This window comes from Streptomyces chryseus, assembly GCF_014650755.1.
Taxonomy (GTDB): Bacteria; Actinomycetota; Actinomycetes; order Streptomycetales; family Streptomycetaceae; genus Streptomyces; species Streptomyces chryseus.
In genome coordinates this window covers 33,428-49,281 of sequence record NZ_BMVO01000004.1, presented here as the reverse complement: position 1 = coordinate 49,281, position 15,854 = coordinate 33,428, and the positions used below count along the sequence as shown (strand labels likewise).

At 71.5% G+C, this 15,854-nt stretch carries 17 protein-coding genes; 5 read left to right on the top strand and 12 right to left on the bottom strand.

Annotated elements, in window-relative coordinates:
* The first annotated feature begins 314 nt into the window (after window positions 1–314).
* On the top strand, window positions 315–725 hold the full coding sequence (locus IE185_RS09165) for a hypothetical protein (protein ID WP_138897243.1): 411 nt from the start codon (window positions 315–317) through the stop codon (window positions 723–725).
* Between the two features lie 100 nt (window positions 726–825).
* Here the strand turns inward: IE185_RS09165 and IE185_RS09160 are convergent, their stop codons facing one another.
* From IE185_RS09160 to IE185_RS09130, 7 genes are all read right to left on the bottom strand, one after another.
* Entirely contained in the window at window positions 826–1,398 is a 573-nt protein-coding gene (locus IE185_RS09160; RefSeq protein WP_138897244.1) for an antibiotic biosynthesis monooxygenase, read from the bottom strand.
* Window positions 1,399–1,584: 186 nt separating this feature from the next.
* Window positions 1,585–2,439, bottom strand: a complete 855-nt coding sequence (locus IE185_RS09155; RefSeq protein ID WP_189714966.1) for a cytochrome c oxidase assembly protein — start codon at window positions 2,437–2,439, stop codon at window positions 1,585–1,587.
* Window positions 2,439–3,011 (bottom strand): DUF2243 domain-containing protein, encoded by a 573-nt coding sequence (locus IE185_RS09150; RefSeq protein ID WP_189714964.1) that lies wholly within the window; start codon window positions 3,009–3,011, stop codon window positions 2,439–2,441. Before IE185_RS09150 ends, IE185_RS09155 begins: the two co-directional genes overlap by 1 nt.
* 136 nt (window positions 3,012–3,147) lie before the next feature.
* Window positions 3,148–5,406: a prolyl oligopeptidase family serine peptidase gene (locus IE185_RS09145; RefSeq protein ID WP_138897318.1), complete on the bottom strand. Its 2,259-nt coding sequence runs from the start codon at window positions 5,404–5,406 to the stop codon at window positions 3,148–3,150.
* Window positions 5,379–7,163 (bottom strand): N-acetylglutaminylglutamine amidotransferase, encoded by a 1,785-nt coding sequence (locus tag IE185_RS09140; protein ID WP_138897317.1) that lies wholly within the window; start codon window positions 7,161–7,163, stop codon window positions 5,379–5,381. Before IE185_RS09140 ends, IE185_RS09145 begins: the two co-directional genes overlap by 28 nt.
* 201 nt (window positions 7,164–7,364) lie before the next feature.
* A complete protein-coding gene (locus IE185_RS09135) occupies window positions 7,365–7,907 on the bottom strand; it encodes a CchlQ (RefSeq protein ID WP_229843413.1) in 543 nt (180 codons plus the stop codon).
* Window positions 7,908–8,116: 209 nt separating this feature from the next.
* On the bottom strand, window positions 8,117–8,644 hold the full coding sequence (locus IE185_RS09130; protein WP_138897315.1) for a MarR family winged helix-turn-helix transcriptional regulator: 528 nt from the start codon (window positions 8,642–8,644) through the stop codon (window positions 8,117–8,119).
* Window positions 8,645–8,758: 114 nt separating this feature from the next.
* Between IE185_RS09130 and IE185_RS09125 the strand changes: the two genes are divergently transcribed.
* Both IE185_RS09125 and IE185_RS33950 read left to right on the top strand, forming a co-directional pair.
* Window positions 8,759–9,712, top strand: coding sequence for an EamA family transporter (locus IE185_RS09125; protein ID WP_138897314.1), 954 nt, complete (start codon window positions 8,759–8,761; stop codon window positions 9,710–9,712).
* 135 nt (window positions 9,713–9,847) lie between these two features.
* Window positions 9,848–9,925 (top strand): 50S ribosomal protein bL37, encoded by a 78-nt coding sequence (locus IE185_RS33950; protein ID WP_373303704.1) that lies wholly within the window; start codon window positions 9,848–9,850, stop codon window positions 9,923–9,925.
* A gap of 129 nt (window positions 9,926–10,054) precedes the next feature.
* On the opposite strand, the gene IE185_RS09120 is transcribed toward IE185_RS33950, so the two are convergent.
* Entirely contained in the window at window positions 10,055–10,627 is a 573-nt protein-coding gene (locus tag IE185_RS09120) for a hypothetical protein (protein ID WP_189714962.1), read from the bottom strand.
* Between the two features lie 219 nt (window positions 10,628–10,846).
* Here IE185_RS09120 and IE185_RS09115 point away from each other — a divergent pair, with 219 nt between their 5' ends.
* Entirely contained in the window at window positions 10,847–11,524 is a 678-nt protein-coding gene (locus tag IE185_RS09115; protein ID WP_138898752.1) for a hemerythrin domain-containing protein, read from the top strand.
* Window positions 11,525–11,636: 112 nt separating this feature from the next.
* Here the strand turns inward: IE185_RS09115 and IE185_RS09110 are convergent, their stop codons facing one another.
* A complete protein-coding gene (locus tag IE185_RS09110; RefSeq protein WP_138898751.1) occupies window positions 11,637–12,707 on the bottom strand; it encodes an aminoglycoside phosphotransferase family protein in 1,071 nt (356 codons plus the stop codon).
* 222 nt (window positions 12,708–12,929) lie between these two features.
* Here IE185_RS09110 and IE185_RS09105 point away from each other — a divergent pair, with 222 nt between their 5' ends.
* The gene (locus IE185_RS09105) at window positions 12,930–13,610 is read left to right on the top strand and encodes an HAD family acid phosphatase (RefSeq protein WP_138898750.1); all 681 of its coding nucleotides are present in this window, start codon (window positions 12,930–12,932) and stop codon (window positions 13,608–13,610) included.
* 119 nt (window positions 13,611–13,729) lie between these two features.
* Here the strand turns inward: IE185_RS09105 and IE185_RS09100 are convergent, their stop codons facing one another.
* From IE185_RS09100 to IE185_RS09090, 3 genes are all read right to left on the bottom strand, one after another.
* Window positions 13,730–14,149: a PPOX class F420-dependent oxidoreductase gene (locus tag IE185_RS09100; RefSeq protein WP_138898749.1), complete on the bottom strand. Its 420-nt coding sequence runs from the start codon at window positions 14,147–14,149 to the stop codon at window positions 13,730–13,732.
* A gap of 103 nt (window positions 14,150–14,252) precedes the next feature.
* Window positions 14,253–15,149 (bottom strand): PaaX family transcriptional regulator C-terminal domain-containing protein, encoded by an 897-nt coding sequence (locus IE185_RS09095; protein WP_189714960.1) that lies wholly within the window; start codon window positions 15,147–15,149, stop codon window positions 14,253–14,255.
* 41 nt (window positions 15,150–15,190) lie between these two features.
* Window positions 15,191–15,838, bottom strand: a complete 648-nt coding sequence (locus IE185_RS09090) for a GNAT family N-acetyltransferase (RefSeq protein WP_138894722.1) — start codon at window positions 15,836–15,838, stop codon at window positions 15,191–15,193.
* Window positions 15,839–15,854: the final 16 nt, after the last annotated feature.

Here is a 15,854-nt window from a genome sequence, read left to right as displayed (position 1 = left end):
CGCGAAGCCTTCACCCGGTTCGCCGACCACATCGTGGACGTCTTCACGCTCCACCTCCGCCGCGCCGACAGCCCGTGGGGTGCGGACCTGACACCGTGCCCCACGGGCCTCACCCGTCGTACGGAAGGCCGCATCCGGCCTGAAGACCACCGGACCGTCACCGTCGGCCACCCCTGCTCGCGGCAGGCGCCGGCAGGGCGTCCGGGCGATCGCCCGGCGTGTTCACGGGGAACCGGGAGCCGCGACCGCGCACAGTGAAACGGGGCCGGCCGAGGCTCCGCTCTCACAGCCCTCTGACAGCGATGGAGAATCCAGTGACGGTGATCAACGACAGTACGGGCGCGGAACTCGCGGAGGGTTTCCTGCAAGGCGTGGTGAACGAGCCGATGCGGGCGGCGACGAAGCTGCTGGGCGCGCACAGCGACGGCTTCTGGCTGCGCCGGTTCGCCACCGACCACGCCCTCGCGGCCGCCGCCGGCCACGCCCTCATCGATCACTCCGGCCGGTACCCCACGGTCGACTGGGACGGTGTGGGGCTGCTGCTGAAGTCCCCGGGGTGGTCGGGCGACGCGTCGAGGAGCCAGGTGGCCGTGGTCGAGTTCGCCGCCTCGCTCGTCAACCGCTGTCCGGTCCAGCTCGGCCAGGTCAGCGGCGCGGTGGACGACGCCGAGTTCCAACTGCTGCTGCGGGCGCTGGAGGAAGCGACGTACGGCGACGCCCGCTGACGTACGGCTCGATCACACGGCCCGCGGTGACGCCGGCTGTCCGGCCGGGCGCCGACGCCCCTCGCCCACGCGGCCCGGACGGTGAGGGGCACGGCCCGCGTCAGCCGCTGAGCCAGCTCCGCAGCAGGCGGCTGACCGTGGGCATCGCCACGTACGTCATCAGCACGTTGTAGACGCAGGCGAGTACGGCGCCCGCCAGGGCGACCGGGAGTGCCGTCAGGTGCGGCACCAGGAACCAGCCGCCGAGCAGGGTGATCGGATAGATCGCCAGGGTGGCGCTGATGGCCATCTTCCACCGGGGCGGCGCGGGGCGGGTCGACCCCGGCTTGGCGAACCAGGTCTCCATGCCCGTCAGCACGCGCCGGGCGATCTCGATGTGCTGGTGCCCCTCGCACCGGTCGAACCACGCCGCCCGCTCCGGGGACCCCTGCCAGGACCGGCACGCCTCGGCGTCGCGGAAGCGGTGCACGAGGAACCAGGGAGCGCCGTCCCCGGACGAGCGGAACAGGCCGTAGCCCAGGTGGCCGGGGAAGCGCGACGCGCTGTCGAGGATGCCTCTGGCCCACTGCTCGAAGGCCTCTTCGTAACCCGGCTCCACCTGGCGGGCTATCAGCAGGGTCACCTCGTCACTGTCGGCGGGGACAGTGGTGTGCTCAAGGCTCGGCGCAGACACTGGTCGTTCTCCTCGTCGTCGTGCCGCGCCCAGCGACACCCTACTGTGCCGGGCGTGTCGCGCAGAGCCCCGGCGCTCGGGGACCGAGCGGGTCGGATCACCTCAGGAAGTGGCCGCAGCAGGTGTGCCGCCGCGCCGGGGCCGGACTGTCGCCCCGGGACTGGCGGGCCTGCCTGCCGACCTCTCCTACCGCGACACCTGCTGAGGCCCCGCCACGCGCCGGGGCGCGGACCGGAGCGCGGCGCGTCGCGGCCGCTGCCGGGCCGGGCGCCACGTCGCGACGAGGGCGGCGGTCAGCAGCAGCTCGGCGAGGTCCCCGCCGTAGTACATGATCTCCGCGCCGCCCCGCACCTGGGGGACGGGGGCGCGTACGTCGATGAGGAAGCCGCCGTACATCAGCTGGGAGATCGTGGCGTGCGCGGCGACAGCGACGCCGAGGACGACCAGGCGGGCCGGCACCCCGGGCCGTGACGGCGCGGGGTCGGGACCGGCGATCGCCCAGGCGAACAGGCACCCGGACACCAGGAAATGGGCGTGCGTGAGGTGGTGCAGGACCGGCTGGTTCGTCGTCGCGTTGAACAGGGGCGTGAAGTACAGCGCCGCCAGCGTCCCGGTGCTCAGCACCAGGGCCGTGACCGGATGGGCGAGCACGCGCACGGGCCGGGTGTGCAGCAGGCCGGTCAGGCGCCGGGCGCGCGCGGCGGGAAGCGTCCGCAGCAACAGGGTGAGGGGAGCGCCCAGCACCAGGGCGAGAGGCGCGTACATGCCGACGAGCATGTGCTGGACCATGTGCCCGCGGAAGTCCCCGTGCGCGAACGGGGCGAGGGGCGGCAGCAGGGCCGCGCCCAGCAGCGCGCATCCGCTCAGGAAGCTCACCGTCCGCCACCGCCCGGACCCCGGCGCGGGGTTGCGCGCACGGGCCCGGTGGACGAGCACGAGGTAGACACCCGCGAGCAGGACGAGCGCCACGGCGGGCAGCAGCACCTCCCACCCGCCGTGCCCCGCACCGCCCCCGTGCACGTGGTGCGTGCCGCCGCCCATCAGAGCCGCCGCCCGCCCCTCGCGCGGACGTCGGCCGCGTCACCGGCGCCGGGGTCGAAGGGGCGGCCGCCGCGCTGCAGCAGGTGGCCGCCGGCCACAAGGACCGCGCCCAGGAGCAGGAATGCCATGTCCCACCAGATCTGGTGCTCGCCGGCGTACACATGGTGGATGCCGAGGATCTGATGGTCGAGAAGGCCCTCGACGATGTTGAACAGGCCCCACCCCACGAGAATCCAGCCCCACAGCACGCGGGAGGCCCACACCCGCCGCCGATCGTGCGTCACCCGCGCGTACAGGATGCCCAGTCCCAGCAGCACGGCCAGCCAGCACACCGCGTGGAACACGCCGTCCCACACGGTGTTCATCTCCAGGCCGGAGACGGTGTTCGGCGCGTAGTACTTCACCCCGATCCGGTCGTCGTTGGTGCTCGTCAGCATGTGGTGCCACTGAAGGAGTTGGTGCAGCAGAATGCCGTCGACGAGTCCGCCGAGCCCCACGCCCAGCACGATCCCCGGCAACCGGATGCTCCCGGGCGCGCTGCCCTCCCGTACCTCACCTGCGCTGTCGGCCATCGTCCGTCCTCTCCCTGGCCGCGGCGGAGACCGAACCGCGGACAGGACGTGTTCCCCTCCGGGCGCCGCCCATCACAGAAACGGGCCCGCGGCTCGGCCTTCCGGCGCTACGCGCCACCGAAGGCCCGGCAGCGGCTCAGTGGTTGAGGTGGCGTTCCATCCAGTCGGCGGCGGTACGGCGGAACAGCCGCCGGTTGTCCGCCCGCAGGAACTCGTGCCCCTCGTTCCTCAGCAGCAGCAGCTCCGCGGTGACCCCGTGCTCACGAGCCGCTCGTACCATCTGCTCCGACTCGCCCGGCGGAACGTTCGTGTCGTGCTCGCCGTGGACCGTCAGCAGCGGCGCCCGCAGCGCGTCGACGCGGCTCATGGGGGACAGCGAGTGCAGCAGTTCCCGGTCGTGCACGGGGTGGCCGTACTTGACCGCCGCCGACTGCGCGATCCACTGCTCGGTCCCGGCGAAGAAGGTGGCGAAGTCCGACATGCCGCAGACCGCGACACCGGTACGGAACAGCTCCGGGTGGAACACCAGCGACGCCATCACCAGGTAACCGCCGTAGGAACGGCCCATCACCGCCAGCCGGGTGGGATCGGCGAGCCCGGCCGCGACGGCGTGCGCGGCGCAGTCGGCGACGTCGTCGATGGCCGCGAACCGCCCCGCGCCCAGGTCCGCGTCCACGAAGGAGCGGCCCCAGCCGGAGGACCCCCGGACATCGGGAGCGAAGACGTCCAGTCCGCGCCCGAGGAGTTCGTGGTACAGCGGGTTGAACACCGGCCGCTCCTGCTCCTCCGGCCCACCGTGCAGATGGATGACGCACGGCGCCGGACGCCCGGGATCGCGGCCCGGCGCGCGGTAGTACCAGCCGCCGATCGGCAGCCCGTCGCGGGCCCGCAGACGAACCGGCGTGGGCCGCACCGGCGGGCGGCCCGGCGGTACGGCGTCCTCGTCGCGCGCCGACCAGGCGGTGCGCACGGGCGTCACGCCGTCGGGAAGCCACCACACGCCGGGCCTCCGCCGGGAGCCGGAAAGGGCGAGAAACAGACCGTTCGGCCCCGCGTGGGCCATACGGGTGACCACCTCGTGCGGCAGCGGTACGGACCGAGGGGCGGCGACGGCGCCCACGGCCCCCGCGCCGGGCAGAGCGACCGTTTCCAGCTCGGTGGCACCGTGCACGTTCCAGGCCAGTTCGGCCGAGGCGCCGTCGTCGCAGACGGTCAGCAGCTCAAGGCCGGCAGCCTCTCGTGCGAGCGCCGGGCGCAGACCCGAGAACTCGCCGCCCTCACCCAGCGTCACCTCCATGAGGGCCGGAAACTCGCGGTCGGCGTCGCTGCGCAGCCACAGGGTGCGCCCGTCGGGCGAGAACCGGCCGATCCACGGGTCGCCGTCGGCCACCGGCACCACGCACGCCGTCCGCGTGTCGGCGGTGCGCACGACCATCGCCTCGCGCCGTCCGCGCGGCCCGTGCCGCAGCAGCGCCAGCCGGCCGTCCGCGCTGACGTCGCACACCCGCAGGGAGGCCGCCCCGGCTTCGGCGGTCAGCAGGACGGGGGAGACCACGGCCTCGGGGTCCACGAGATACGCGGCGAGCCCTCCGTTCACCGGAGTACTGTCCACCGGCCCGGCCGCGTCCGGCCGGCGGGCGGGGGCCGCGCCGTCCAGGCCAACGCCGCCCAGGAGGGTGGCACGACCGTCCCGCTCCGCCCAGCCCGGAGGCAGCCCCGGCGGCGCCCCGTAGGCCTCGGTGGGGGCTTCGTCCGGCGCGTGGGCGGTCGCACCGAGCACGAGGGGCGGGGCGGCCGGTTCGGCGACCGTGACGGCCAGGGCCGAGCCGTCGCGCGTCCAGCAGCCCAGATGGGCGAACTGGCCCGCTTCGGCGCCGGCGAGCACCCGGCGGCCGGTGCCGTCGGGGCGTGCGCACAGCACCCGGGTGTGCTCACCGCCTCCGGGAGCGCAGGTGTACGCGATCCAGCGCCCGTCCGGCGACCAGGACACCTCCGTCACCGGGTCGGGATCGGAGTCCAGGAGGTGGGCGTCGGCCCCGTCGGCCGTCGACGCCCACAACTGCGGTACGCCGCCGCGGTCGCAGATGAACGCCACGTGCTCGCCCGTGGGGTCCGCCGAGGGATACCAGCAGCCGTGCGCGACCAGCGGCGCCGGAGCGTCCCGGAGACCGGGCGCGTCCGGCAGCGCCACCGTGGCGGGAGCGGTCGACGTGAAGGGCGTCGGGTCGGACACGGGCGGCGCGGGCGGAGCCCCGGGCCCGTACGTGCCAGGGGTGCCCGGCGGCTCCTTCGGATCCCGCGGTGATTCGGCGGGCGCGGCGGGCGCGGCGGGAGCGGTCCGCTGCCGCTGCCCGTGCCGCGCCTCGATCAGCTGATGGAGTGCGTCTGCAGCCATATCTCCAGCAACGCTACCTGCCACAACGCGTTGGCTCCCCGGTTGGTCCGGTGGGTGTCGGGCGCCGCCAGCAGCTCGGCGACGTACGACTCGCGGAAGATCCCGCGCCGCCGGGCCTCCGGAGCGGACAGTGCCTCGCGCACCCGGTCGAGGACGGGCCCCGCCATGTGCCGGATCGCCGGGACCGGGAAGTACCCCTTCGGCCGGTCGACGACCGTGTGCGGCAGCACCTGGCGTCCGACGTCCTTGAGCACCCCCTTGCCCCCTTGCGCGAGCTTGAACTCGGGCGGACAGGCGGCGGCCAGTTCGACCAGCTCGTGATCGAGGAACGGCACCCGGGCCTCCAGGCCCCAGTCCATGGTCATGTTGTCGACGCGCTTGACCGGGTCGTCGATCATCATGACGTGGGTGTCCAGCCGCAGCGCCGCGTCGAGCGCGGTCTCGGCCCCGGGCGCCGCCATGTGGTCACGGACGAAGTCCCCGGAGACATCGTGGTCCGCCAGCATGTCCGGTCGCAGCATCCGGGCGAGGTCGGCGTGCGGCCGGTCGAAGTACACGTCGGCGTACGTCCCGGGCTCCTGCTGCCGCTCGACGGCGGCCATCCGCGCGTACCAGTGGTAGCCCGCGAAGACCTCGTCCGCGCCCTGGCCGCTCTGCACGACGCTCAGTTGCTTGGCGACCTGCTCCGACAGCAGGTGGAAGGCGACCGTGTCATGGCTGACCATGGGCTCGCTCATGGCCTCGACCGCTCCGTCGAGGCCGGCCGACACCCGGTCGGAGGGGACCATGAGCTGGTGGTGGTCCGTGGCGAACTCCTTCGCCACGATGTCCGAGTAGGCGAACTCGTCGCCCTCCTCGCCGTTCTCGGACTCGAATCCGATGCTGAACGTGGCCAGGTCCGTCTGCCCCTCCTCGGCCAGCAGCGCCACGATGAGGCTGGAGTCCAGGCCGCCCGACAGGAGTACGCCGACGGGGACGTCCGCGACCATCCGGCGGCGTACCGCCGTGCGCAGGGCGTCCCGTACCGCGTCCCGCCAGTCCGCCGCGTCCATGCCGGCGTACGCGGGTCTGCGGGTGTACGACGGCTGCCAGTAGCAGTGGTCGTGGTGCCGGCCGTCGCGTTCCACGACCCGGACGGTGGCCGGGGGGAGCTTGCGCACCCCGGCGAGCACGGTCCGCGGTGCGGCCACGGTGGCGTGCCAGCTCAGGTACTGGTGCACGGCCTGCGGGTCGAGGGAGGTGTCCACCCCGCCGCCCGCGAGCAGGGCCGGGAGCGACGAGGCGAACCGCAGCCGGTTGATGTCCTCGGCCAGGTACAGCGGCTTGATGCCCAGGCGGTCACGGGCCAGCACGACGCGCCCGCTCTCGTGTTCCACCACGGCGAAGGCGAACATGCCCAGGAGGTGGTCGACACAGCTGGTGCCCCACTGGCGGTAGGCCTTGAGCAACACCTCGGTGTCCGAGGTGGAGAAGAAGCGGTGCCCGAGGCCCTCCAGCTCCTTGCGCAGCTCCCGGTAGTTGTAGACGCAACCGTTGAAGACACCGGTGAGCCGGTTCTCCGCGTCGGTCATGGGCTGCGCGCCGTGCTCCGACAGGTCGATGATCTTCAGTCGGCGGTGACCCAGAGCCACCGCTCCCTGTGACCACAGTCCCCGCCCGTCCGGGCCACGCGCGGCCAGCCTGTCCGTCATACGTTCGACCCCCGCGATGTCGGGGCGCCCACCGTCGAACCGGATCTCTCCGCTCAGACCGCACATACGGCACCACCCGGGGCGGCGGCGGGCCATGGATCAGAAATACTCAAGGTCCTCTCCTCACGGGATGCGCCGGACTGCCCCCTACGGGTTCCCCAAGACTGACCACACATGTCACACACGCAACATTGTGAGGTCGACCGGCGGTGTGCGCGCGAGCTGTCGGACAGCTTCGACCGGTGATCGCCTGATCGCGTCCAGTGATCAGCGCCGGGCGGACGCGTCGCTGTCGTTCTCCTCGCACACGGGGCACCGCTCCCTGCCGTCCCACGCGGTCCAGCCGAAGACGGCAGGGGACAGCGACCGGCCCTCCAGTTCGTCGCGTACCGCCACCCGGTAGGCCCACACCGCGTCGAGGTACGGGTGGTAGACGTCGTGGAACGCGGACGACGTGTCGCGCGCGCCCCCGGCGACCACACCGCGCAGCGCACGAAGTCGCTCGAACATCGACTGGCCCGCACCGGCGACCGCCGCGCTGGCGTCGATGAACAGCCGCTCACGTACCTCGTAGAGGCCGGCGTCGACCAGGGCGGCACGACTGGCCGCTTCCAGGTCCGTGGTGTCCTCGGACGAGTGCGCGAGCCGGCGCAACCGGGTGTGGGCGGAGCCGGCGGCGGCGATGAACTCGATGTACACCTCGCGCCGTCGCGAGCCGAGGCCGCGATCGTCTTCGTGCCGCGTGCGCAGATGGTCGGCCAGTACGGTGCCGGATATCGCGATCACCGCGCCGCCGAGTGTCGCGACCAACGTCCCCCACTCCACGAGAACCCCCCAATTGCCCTCCGGTGGAGGGACCGTAGCATCAGCCGACCTTGGTGGCCGTGTGGGCTGTGCCGACCGGTGCCGCGCTTCCGGTGCTCTTCGCAGCCGCATGTCCTGTTCTCCGGCGTGTACGGACAACCCTGCCGCCGAGCACCGCACTTGACCCACACCTGAGCGTTGCGGGGTCGGCAGTGCTACTCGCTCGGCAGCGTCCGGCCCAGCTTGCGCAGCAGGTCGGTCAGGGTGCTCCGCTCGTCGGCGGTCAGTCCCGCGAGCAGCCGCGCCTCGTTCTTGACGTGCGCTTCGAGCGCTTCGTCGACGAGCTCGCGGCCCCGGCCGGTGAGCCGGATCAACCGGCCCCGTGCGTCGTCCTCGGCAGCTCGGCGACCGACCAGCCCGGCGCGCTCCAGCCGGTCGACCCGCTTGGTCACCGCACCCGAGGTGACCATCGCCGCCCCGCGCAGCTCACCGGCTGTCAGCTCGAACGGAGGGCCGGAGCGGCGCAGCGTGGCCAGCACGTCGAACTCGCCCCGGCCGAGGTCGTATCGCGCGAAGACACGGCACAGGTGCTCGTCCAGTGCCCAGTGCAGTCGGGTGATGCGTCCGACGACGTGCATCGGTCCGGGGTCCAGATCGGGCCGTTCCCGCTGCCACTGACCGACGATGCGGTCGACCGCGTCGTCGTCGGTGGGCCGGGCGAGGGGGTCGGCGTCCTGAGGCATGCCTTGACTATACCTTCCATGGAAACTAACTTTATCTTCCATGGAAACTATCTTGTGGTGCCCGGCCTTGGCGTACCCGGGGGACTGTCCCTCCGGTGCGGAGAGTGGGGCGGCATGACGACCGGCCGGCCATTCCTCACTTCAGGCGTGACGGCGCTGGCGCCCGCAATCTGGGGCAGCACCTACCTCGTGACAACCGAGTGGTTACCGCCGGACCGCCCGCTGCTGGCGACGACCGTTCGAACGCTGCCCGCGGGCCTGATCCTGCTGGCCTTCGTCCGTACGCTGCCGGCCGGGTCATGGCTGTGGCGCTCCCTCGTACTCGGCACCCTCAACATCGGCGCGTTCAACTTTCTGTTGTTCGTCGCGGCCTATCGCCTGCCCGGCGGTGTCGCGGCGATGATCACGGCGGTCCAACCGATGCTCGTACTGGCCCTGGCGGCCCTGCTCCTCGGGGACAGAATCCGGTTCACGCACGTGGTGGCCTGCGTCCTGGGCGCAAGCGGTGTCGTGTTGCTCGTGTTCAAGGGGGCAGTGGCACTCGACTACGTCGGTGTGGCGGCGGCGTTGGCTGCGGCGGCGTGCATGGCTGCCGGCATCACACTGACGAAACGGTGGGGACGTCCGGACGGTGTGGGGCTACTTCCGTTCACCGCATGGCAGTTGATCGCGGGCGGACTGGTGTCGTTGCCGTTCACGCTGGCCGTCGAGGGGCTTCCGGCCACCGTCACTGGAACCAACATCCTCGGGTTCGGCTACCTCATCTCCCTGGGGGCCGTCATCAGTTACGCGATCTGGTTCAGGGGGATGGACAAGTTGCCGGCGCTGGCGGTCTCCTTCCTCGCCTTGGCCAGTCCGATCGTCGCCACCCTCCTCGGGTTTCTGTTTCTGCGGCAGACGTTGTCAGCGATGCAGCTGGTCGGAATCCTCGTGATCATCAGTGCCGTGCTGCTGGCGCAGCCCCGACAGCCCACAGCGCGAGAAATCCCTGCCAGTAGTGACGAGCCAGGCGGACCGGCGGTGCCCGGATCGAAGGCGCGGAGTCTCGGTCTCGGCAAGCAGGGGTGAGGCCGCTCCGGCCCACCCGCTCGCGGGCCCCGGCCCGCGCCAGGTCTTCACCCGTGCAGTCGCCGACGTCTCGCTGACATAGGGCAGGCGTGGGACGTTGGCTGAGGCAAGGTAACGCGTTGCAAGGGAGTAGGCATGTCATCGAAGCGACGTCGTAAGAAGAGGGCTCGTCGTAAGCACGGAGCCAATCACGGCAAGCGGCCTCAGTGCTGAACGGGGGCTGCCCGGCTTCCGCCCGGCGGCCTCCTCGCCGGCCCTTCGTCGGCTGACCGGGGGGCCGGCGGGTGAGGCCGGGCGGGCCTCCGCCTTGAGTCCTCCCCTTCCCTCACAGCATGGACCTCCTCAGCCACCGATGTAGTCGAGGGCCACTCCGGCGAATCCGGCGAGGTTGCGCGGACAGTGCCACCGTTCCAGCAGTTCCGGGCCGGTCAAGGCGCTGTCCTCGTTCGCGGAGCTGTCGTGTTCGTCCTCGTCGTCCTGGAGGTCAAGCCCTCCGGACCTCCCCGGTTCGGGGTCGGTCAGAACCTCCAGCGCACCGGGCAGCCGGTCGAGGTACAGGTCCATGTCCTCTTCGAACGGCTCGTAGGGGTGCCGTTCGTGCGCGCACGCATGCCCTTCGTGCGCGAGAGCCACTGCGGCGAGCACGTCCTTCACCGGTGCCTCTATACCGGGCCCCGGGCTGCCCCACCCGACGTACGGGGACAGGACGACCAGTCCGAGGGTCCACGCGAGCGAGTGGGGGCCTGTCACATCCGCGCCAAGGGAGTGGACGCACCGCAGGACGGCCTCGTCCTTGTCTCCGAGGTGGTACCCGTGCCGCAGGGAGTCCCAGTCGGCCACCAGCGCGGACCACGCGTCGGCGGTGGTGGGAGGGGGTAGTGGGGCCGCCGGGGTTCGTGAGGCGTTGCTGTCCATGTCCTGTACGACGGCACGGCGAACGCACCGGTTCCGCTCGGGATCTGCCCTCTGCGGACTTCGTACGCACGCGCATGGTGGTTTGGGTGACGTCTGCGGGGAACTCGAGTGGTGCGTGGTGACGGTGACAACCGCGGACCTCGCGGGGCGGCGTCGGCCGATCGCCGGCTCCTTTCCGTATCCGCGCACCTTCGAGAGCGGCCAGGGAGTGAAGGCGGTATGACCCTTTCGATCGCGGAACAGAGCATTCAGGATCTCGGCGGCGAAGCCAGCGTGCTGGCACGTCAGCGACGTGACCACGCCGAGCTCGACCGCCTCATGCACTGCTACGAGTCCGGCACGGTGTCGCGGGCGGAGCGTCAGCAGACGCTGAAGGAGATCGTCCAGTTGACCTTCAGCCACGCCTTCGCCGAGGAAGTCGTGCTGTGGCCCGCCCTACGGCGCCTCGCTCCTGATGGAGAAGAGCTCACCTCCCGGGTGGAGGAGGAGCACCAGGAGATCAACGATCTTGTCGCCGAGATCGAGCGTACGGACCCCGCTGATCCCCGGCACGACCGGTTGGTCGGTCAGGCGTTCGCGCTGATCCGGCAGGACATACGCGACGAGGAGGACCTCCTGCTGCCACGCCTGCAGGAGGCGCTGGACCGTGCGGGCCTGCGCAGGCTGGGATCAACCTGGGAGACCGTACGCCGTACGGCTCCCACCCACCCCCATCCGGGAGTGCCACGCCGGCCCCCTGGCAACGCTGTGGCCGGCGTGCCGCTCAGTGTCATCGACCGTGCCCGTGACCTGCTGCCCGCCGACACCCGTGCGCCGAACGGCAGGAGGGTGGCCGGGGTGGCGGCCGCTGTGCTCGCGGCATGGCTGATCGCCGCGGCGGCACGACACCGGCACTGAACCGGCCCGTAATGCCGTTGCCGGCCGTTGAAGCGCGCCCCATGTGTGGTGCGTGACGCGTCCGCTGCCCATGAGGCGGCGGACGCGTATCGACATGGCGCCTGAACTTCGCTCAAGCCAACGGCTGTGGTGCCCGAGTCGTAGGAGACCTGCGCCAAGGCCGCTGTGTCGGTACGGGTCGAAGTGTGGGCCAGCGCGCGAGCATGGCCTGGCGCATGTCGGCGACCAGGCTGCTCACGCCGTTCATGGCGGGGTGGCCGGTGGTCGTCTCGCTGACCGCGCCGAGTCGGTGGACGAGCCGTTGCCGGGCAGTCGCGGTGCCCCACTTCCAGTCCTGGTGCGGGATCCGGGCCAGGTGGTCGGTGCTTTCGCGGCGTGCCCGCTCGACCAACGCGTCGCCGCGGATCAGCCAGCCCGCGCACGCGTCGGCGAGTCCGTCCTGGATGTCGGAGCCGGTCGCGGCGCGCCACGCCGTGCGGTAGGCGAGCTCAGCCCGCTCCAGCAGGGGAACGGACGCCGAGGTGACACACCAGCAGGTCGGGAAGCCGATGCGCAGATAGGCCAACTCCATCAAACCGCTTCCCAGCGAAGCCTGTTCGAAGTCGATGAACCTGACGCCCGTGTCGGTGTGGAGGTCGTTCCCCGGGCAGGGGTCCCCGTGGAGAAGGGCATGGCCGGGGGCCTGGCCGAGACGGTCCACGAGGTCATCGAGTTCGCCGGAAACGCCAGGCGGGACCGGGATTTCGAGGGCCGTGGCCAGCCTGAGGAAAGATGCGATGTCAGCCTGGTTCGGGCCCTGCCACCGGGGGAGTGCTCCGGCGTCCTGCGGACGAGCGGTGGCATGCAGCCGGGCCAATGCGGCGGCGTATTCGACGATCCAGTCGCCGGAGGGCGGCCGGTGTTCCAGATGCTCCAGGACGAGCACCCGTTCGTCGGCGTCGGTGGCCAGCAGCGCGGGCACCACGGGTGTTTCGGCTCGGGCGGCGAGCCGCAGGGCGGCCACCTCACGGGCGTACCGCTCGTCGGCGCCCGGGCCGTCGACGAGCTGCTTCACCACCACCGAAGCCTGCGGCAGCTCGACGCGCCACACACGCGAACGGGGGCTGCTGTCCAGTACGCGAGCGCTCCTGGGGGATCCCAGCTCGGCCCACAACTCGTTCCCGAACGCCATTCCCGGCACCATGCGCTCATCCTCGCACGCGGCCGAAAGGACCACGTGAGCTACGGCAGCCCGGCCTGGGCCGGGCTGCCGGGGCCATCTCAGGCCCGGAAGAATCATGCTACCGACCAGTAGAAAGGAGGCGGCCGACCGCTCATTCTGGGTCGTGGACATGTCACTCAAGGACTCGTGGCCCCACAAGGGCGAGCCTCCCGTGAACCGTGATCCCAAGGAGCGAACCCCCCCATGCGTGTCAGCAGATGGAGAAGCAGAGCCGCCGCGTCCGTGACCGCGGTGGTCCTCACGGCGGCCGCGGTGATCGCGTCAGTCGCGCCCTCGGCCGCCTCGGCTCCTGCGCGGAGCCCCGCGGTCCGCACTCTCCCCGCCGCCGCCCCGTCCCAGCACCCGGGCGCCGAGGCGCACTTGTCGAACGTGGATTACGCCACCTGGCAGCGCGATGTGGCCGCTGTCGTCGCCACGGCCCGCCCGTACATCGAGCAGCGCACCTCGGGCCCCTCCGACGAGAAGCACGCCCTCGTCCTCGACATCGACAACACCTCCCTGGAGACGGACTTCCACGACTTCTGGGAGTACCCCACTCCGGCGGTCAAGCCGATCCTCGACCTCAGTCGCTTCGCGGCCTCACGGGACGTGGACGTGTTCTTCGTGACCGCCCGGCCCGGCATCGTCGAGTCGCTCACCGAGTACAACCTGCGCAAGGTCGGCTATCCGGTCTCCGAGGTGTACACGCGCAGTCTCCCCGACCTCTTCGAGGAGGTCAGCGCGTACAAGACCGACATGCGGGCGGACATCGAGGGCGACGGCTACACCATCATCGCCAACATCGGCAACCGGAGCAGCGACCTGGTGGGCGGGCACGCCGAGAGGACGTTCAAACTGCCCGACTACGGCGGCCAGTTGTCGTGATCTCACCGGACAGCGGCGGCCTCGCCCCGTGACCGGCCGGGCCCGGCGCCGTACAGGTGCGCGGGCCCGTGCCGACCGGTGGCCGCGAGGACTCCGGTGTCCGGTGGCGCGCGGAGGCGTCATCCGGGCCGGCGGGTGTCCTTCAGGGTGCCCCAGCCGTGCCAGCGGTCGATCTCGATCCAGGCGCTGACCCGGCGGCGGTCGCGCATTGAGTACGGCGTGCCGAGGTAGTGCCGCGACAAGCGGTCGATGTCGGCGAGTCCCTCGTCCTCGGCCAGTTCCGTGACACGCCCCATGATGCTGATGTGGGTGTACCAGTTGCCCTCGTCGAGCACCGTGAGTGACACCCGCGGGTCGTTGCGCACGTGCTCGAGCCGTTTGCGTCCCTCGTCCATGTTGACCAGTACGCGGCCGCCGTCCCAGAGGTACCAGGTGGCCGTGGACACCGGTTGGCCGTCCGAGCGCAGGGCCGAGATCACGGCCGGGTTTGGTTTCGTCAGCATCGCGATCACCTCGTCGGGCAACGGCGGTTTCGACATGGGCAGCCTCCTGACGCACGAACTGACCCCCTGCGAGTGATCACGGAGTGCGGAAGTGGTCACACGTACCGCACTGTTTCACGTTCCGGCGGGCGACGCCCGGTCAGCCGCGGCCGGCCTTTTCGAGGGCCGGCCTGATCGCGTCGGCGTACAGGCTGAACAGGCGCAGCCGGTGGTGTTCGTCCGCGGCGGAGGCCGCCTGGTGGTCGAGGAGCCGGGCCCAGCAGCGGGCGGCCAGGTGGCGTGCGTGGGCGCCGGCCCATGGCTGGGGGAGGAGTGGGGGCGGTAGGAGCGGGTCGGGTTCCATGGCGCGGGTGAACGCGGCGGCGAGTTCGACGGCGATGGTCAGCTGGTCGATCCCGGTCGGTTCGCCTACGGCGTCGAGTTGCCCGAGGCGGGCCTGCGCGAGCGCGGCCAGTGCGTCGTAGCGGTCGGCGATCTCCTCCAGAGGCCAGAGCCCGGCGGCCAGCCCGGCGGCGTCATGGCGCTCTCCGACGCACAGGTCGCGGCTGGTGAAGGTCGTGAGGGCGTCCAGGATGCCGAGGTGTCGTGCCTGGGCCTCGACGTGTGCCCCGATCGGGTTGGCGCTGACGTACAAACCGCCCTGGACGGCGGCGGCGCCGAGTCCCAGGAGGGTGTCGCGCAGTGTGTCGCGCGCCGCTCTGGCCGATTCGGGGACGGCGAACGCGAAGAGGTGCCATACACCGTCCCAGGGCGCCTGCCCGTGATCCTGCGCGTAGGCGTAGCGGACGTACTCCGCCTCGGGGGCCAGGGAGCCGGTGACGTCGGCGGTGGCGTGCAGCAGCGCCTTGCGGCCCCGTCCTTCGTGGGTGAAGCGGCCCTCGGCGACGAGCCGTTTGATGCACAGGCGTACTTGCTGGTCGCTCATGCCGAGAGCACCCGCGACGGTGTAGAGCTCGCCGGTGTCGACCGTGCCGTCCTCGCGGACCAGGGCGTGTACGAGCAGGCGGGTGGGGATCTCGGGGACGTTCTCGGGCATGGGCCGAGCATAGGCGTGAGGCGCGGGGGCCCCGGTGCCGCTCACGGCCGTCCGCCCGCCCGCGGAGGGACGGGGCGGTGCATGGTGGTGACGGCGCCGAACCCCATCAGGCGGCGCAGGTAGGGCGTTCGTTCGGTGTGGACCGCGCAGAAGCCGTGGCGTTCGTAGAGGGACCGGGCGCGGGGATTGACGTCGATGACGTCCAGCCGGACCTGTCGGCAGCGGTTCTCGGCGGCGACACGGAAGACCTCGCCGAGCAGGAGACCGCCGATGCCGCGTCCCCGGAAATCCGCCGCGACGGCGATGCCGTCCATGACCAGTTGCCCCGCTGCCGGAGTGCGTTCGAGCAGCGCGAGCAGCGCGAGCCGTGGCATGCCCTGGAACAGTCCGTACGTGTCCAGGACGTCGCTCACGCCGCCGCCGGTCAGTCCTCGGCCGTCGAGTTGATATCCGGCCACCGCGACCACCTGGTCACCGGCGAGTGCCACCACCGCCCGGTCCCGGTGCAGATGCGCCGCGATGAAGCGCTGCCCGGTGGCCGGCGGGTTGAGCGCCGCGCCCAGCTTCCGGCCGAACGCCTCCCAGTACAGCGCGGCCACCGTGTCCTCGGCGCCCTCCGGGACGCCGCGCCGAAGGGTCACCGGTATGGGTTCGGCACGGGGGTCTTCCCTCTTCTCCGCCTGCGGCATGTCCAGGTCTCCTCGT